At 57.1% G+C, this 4,317-nt stretch carries 4 protein-coding genes and 1 pseudogene; all 5 read right to left on the reverse strand.

The genetic code is table 11. The features are described from left to right. On the reverse strand, positions 1-184 hold a 184-nt coding region (locus tag WCA53_RS30335; RefSeq protein WP_423920116.1), incomplete at its 3' end, for a hypothetical protein. A 1-nt stretch (position 185) separates the two neighbouring features. After that, positions 186-428, reverse strand: a complete 243-nt coding sequence (locus WCA53_RS30340; protein WP_423920119.1) for a hypothetical protein — start codon at positions 426-428, stop codon at positions 186-188. Positions 429-910: 482 nt separating this feature from the next. Beyond that, positions 911-2,287, reverse strand: a complete 1,377-nt coding sequence (locus tag WCA53_RS30345) for an HlyD family type I secretion periplasmic adaptor subunit (RefSeq protein ID WP_423920124.1) — start codon at positions 2,285-2,287, stop codon at positions 911-913. Next, positions 2,284-4,077 (reverse strand): type I secretion system permease/ATPase, encoded by a 1,794-nt coding sequence (locus WCA53_RS30350; RefSeq protein WP_423920127.1) that lies wholly within the window; start codon positions 4,075-4,077, stop codon positions 2,284-2,286. The genes WCA53_RS30345 and WCA53_RS30350 overlap by 4 nt, the downstream gene beginning before the upstream one ends. Next, positions 4,077-4,317: pseudogene (locus WCA53_RS30355) on the reverse strand (channel protein TolC); the annotation flags it as partial. The gene WCA53_RS30350 and the pseudogene WCA53_RS30355, both read right to left, overlap by 1 nt.

The raw sequence follows: 4,317 nt of genomic DNA on the forward strand, positions 1-4,317 counted from the left end.
GATCAATCCTCAATTTCTTACCAACGACGTCGATGTTAGTAAAATCATTTGCGTCGGCGACCGCCTTTATATCCAGCAGGAAATCAGTAGATGTTCGAGGCGGCGATTGATCTACCTTTAGAGGCGCGCACGCTGCGAGCATTGCCATGCCTGAGGCAGTAAATAAAATCCTGATCTTTTTCATTTCATAAGCGGCTCATCATCCGACAAAATGACTCCGGCAAGTCTTTCGGTCCCCCTAGATTCTGGAAGACCACCCCATTCGTTTCCTGAAAACCACCCGACTCTGCTGGCGGGTTTTCCGGTTTTATATAATTCAACTGGCTTACCATCGCGACAGGTTCTTCCAACCGATCCAGCGACTGCGCATAATCTAAATTGCTAGCCAATGCAACGTTATGGACTACAGTTTTTTCAACAGGTTTCATCAGTGCTTCTCCTTTAAAAAACTTCACGAACTTCGTGTCTCACTTACCGAAATTGCATCATGGAATTCCCGGCACGGTATGCGGCGACCCAGACGGCCGCCACGGTGACCTAAATCCCGATATTGCAAGTTGATTCTCCGACCTACGCATGATCTTGGCGTTTTCAATGTTTTGTCGCTGGCTTTTCATCTGCGTCGTCTCCAGCTCCTTATCTCGATCTGCCGTATTCATGCACCGACCGACCGCGATTCGCTGCTGAAATGAAAAATCAGCCCTATCTACCGGAGTTCCGTCAGCATCAAGCAAACGACACCCCAATTCAGGGCGCGGTGTGTCATCAGCCAAACACATTTTGGTTGATACAAGCGCTGTTAGTGCCACGCACGTAAGAAACAAGTTTCTCGATAATCTTTTTGTCATCACAGCTCCAACTTAGCGGAATTACCAGGAAAAACAGTTCATATGTTGATCAAACAACCGCATCAATCCCGCATCGACTTACGAATCCCGTCTTTAATTGGCTCAAGCAGATAGTCAAAAGCCGAGCGCGCGCGCTTGCGGATATAGACCTCAGTGCGAAGCCCCGGCCCAAGCGTGATCGGATCCTTTGCAAGGCGGTTGGCTTTCTCCACCGCCTGCGCCGGCACCTCCACGCGCACAACATAGACACGGGTTTGCCGGTCTTTGTCGCTCAGGGCGTCGGCGGAGATATAGGTCACCTTGCCGTCAAGCATGGGTGTGGTACGCGAGTTGTACGCAGTCAAGCGGACATCAGCATGACTTCCCGGCCCAATTTGCCGAACGTCGTCCGGCCTGATGTTCGCCTCCACAATCAGCGGTGCGCCTTCAGGCACGACATCGACAATGGGTTCGCGAGGACCGACCACAGCCCCAATGGTATGGACCTTCAACCCGACAATCACCCCGGCAACCGGCGCCATTACTCGCGTACGGGCCGAGAGATCGTGAGCCGGGCGAAGCCTCTCACTCATCTGGACCGCGCGAGTAGTGGCGTCCTTGAGTTCGTCGTCAGCGGTTTTCACATAATCATTACGCAGGGCATTGATCCTCAGCTCAAGATCAGTCTGCCGCTGTTTTGCGCGACTTAGATCGGCATTGCCAGACTGAACGCGTGACAGTGCATCGGCCTCCGTACGCCGAAGATCGAGTACCTTTGTTTCTGCCACGAAACCTTCCTGCTGCAACGCTTCGTTGGTTCGCCTTTGCTGACCTGCCATCTCGTGGCTATGGCTCATTGTCTGAACCATCTGCGCATTGATCGCAATTTCCTGACGCGTCTGGGCGAGTTCGGTACGCAGCATTGAGCTTTGCTCAACGAACGCGCGGCGACGTGCCATGAAAAGAGCCGATTCACGAGCCAGTGTTTCGACGACGCGAGGATCATTGCTCTGACTAACGAGGGCAGCCGGAAACGTGACTGTGTCCTTGAGTTCGCGCTCGGCCAACAAGCGCGCGATCTTCGCCTGCTCGGCGTCATACTGCGCCTGCAATGCGGACAGTTCGGCGGCCGGGCTAACGTTATCCAGCACGATCAGCACTTGGCCGGCTTTCACGTGATCGCCATCGCGGACCAAAATACTCTTTACAATGCCGCCCTCCTGATGCTGCACCGTCTTCCGCTCGCCTTCGGTTCGCACTACACCTTCGGCAACAACCGCACCGGAAAGCGGAGCGAGCGACGCCCAGCCCCACATCAGAGCTAACCCTATCGCAACGCCCACGGCACTCACCGCAATCAGCCGGCGGGGAAGCGGCAGCGTGTTCGCATCCGATACCCGCGGGCGTTCTAATAAACCACGCGCGGTTTCAGCTAAACGTCGTAAATTAAACCGTCTCATCGGTTGCCTCCAATCAGCGGTTCAATCACATGCTGCAAAATCGGCTTCAGCGAAGAACGAGTGGCTTGAAGCATCGTTATATCGACATCAGCTATTTCGCTTACTTCAGCGGAACCCATGCCCCCGGCAAGCCGGTCGTCTCCCGTCTGAGGCAAATCCGGAGGCGGCCCAAACTGCTCCACTTGCCCGTCCTTCAAGCGCAGGATTCGGTCGCCAAGCGCTATCAGTGATGGCCGGTGAGTGACCGCAATGATGGTCACGCCATCGGCTTTTAACTGCCGCATCACCCGGTCAAGTGCGGCTTCCCCTTCGGTATCGAGGCTGGCGTTCGGCTCGTCCAACAACAGCAGAGCGGGCTCACCATATAAAGCGCGTGCAAGGGCAATGCGCTGGCGTTGCCCACCGGACAAGAGTTCGCCAGAATCTCCAATTAACGTCTCGTAACCTTGGGGCAAACCCAGGACTACCTCGTGAACGCCCGCGCGCTGTGCCGCGCGAACAATGGCGGCGGAGTCGAGCGGCAACGGTTTCGCGGTACGCGCGATGTTTTCCGCGACGCTACCGGCGAATAGTTCAACGTCCTGCGGCACATAGCCGAGATACCGCCCGAGTGACGGCCTGGGCCACTGCGCTATGTCGGCTCCGTCGAGCCGCACGGTGCCGGCCTGCGGACTCCAAAGCCCGGAGATGACACGTAGTAGCGTGGACTTTCCCGACGCGCTTGGACCCGTGATGATCAGCGTCTGCCCAGCGGCGAGCGCGAAGTCAATGCCGCGTAGCAACAGCCGACCCATCCCTGGCGTTCGCGCGGGCACACTAAAGGCGATGTGTTCAACGCGAATTTCGCCTGTTGGCGGCGGCAGTTCCACCGGATCAGTGTCGGCCTGAACGGCTAGTAACGCATTCAGTCGTGGCCAAGCCTCGCGAAGTTCGCCCGCTTGCTTCCAGTTACCGATCAACTGTTCAATGGGTGCCAGGGCTTTGCCAAGCAGAATGGTCGTGGCCAGCATCACCCCGGGCGTAGCATGGCCGGCGATCACGAGTACTGCACCAGCCGCCATCATGATGACCTGGATCGCCTGCCGCAGCGTCTTGGTCACGTCTCGATAGAACGCGCTGCTGTCGGACACGCTACGCTGCGCAGCGATGTATTCGCGCTTGCGGGTATCCCAAGCGTCCACCAGGTTGCCCACCATCCCGAGCACAGTCATGACTTCGGCGTTACGCATGATCTGCTGATAGAACACATCGCCTTCACGCTGCCGGACAAGGTAGGACTGGATGGCTTTCCGGGTGAGCCGGTCGTTAGCGAACGCAACACAAATCAACACAAGCGCACTAACCGCGGCGATCAACGCCAGGGTCCAGTGAAAGAGGCCGATGACAACGAGATAAACCAGCAGCCAAGGTGCGTCAAAGAAGGCAATCACGCCCGAACCGGCCAGGAATGCGCGCAGTGTATTGATGTCGCCCGGCCCTGCGATTGGCTTCTGCTGCAGTCGGCGCGCATGCGCTGAAATCTGCGCCGCAAGCGTCAACCGGTCGAGCCGATTGCCTATCTTCAAGCCCAGATCGGACAAGATCCGGCTGCGCGCAATGTCGACCCCCAGATTCATCCCGAGTGCAATCACCATGAAAGCCATGAGCATTAGCAGAGTTTCGATGCTCTGGCTTGGCAACACTCGGTCAAAGACCTGGAGCAGATAGATGGTAGGTGCAAGCACGAGCAAATTCGACGCGATGCCGAACACGGCCGCGACAAGCAGGTGACGTTTGATGAGTTGGTACATTAGCGCGCCACCGGTGCGTTGGAGCGTGGGAGCGCCGAGAGAGCGTTCTCGCCGAGCAACGCGTCGAGAGCGGCCAGATCGGTCTCACTGAGATCGGCGGTGCTTGCCTTCAGCTTCAGTCCCTGCACAAGCGTTTCCGCACGGGCGCGCGCCAGATCGCGCCGCGCCCTGTACAGCTTGTCCTCTGCATCGAGCACGTCGGCATTCACACGGATGCCAACGCGGTAGCCAGTCTGATTG

The sequence above is a fragment of the Caballeronia sp. genome (assembly GCF_049581465.1).
Taxonomy (GTDB): domain Bacteria; phylum Pseudomonadota; class Gammaproteobacteria; order Burkholderiales; family Burkholderiaceae; genus Caballeronia.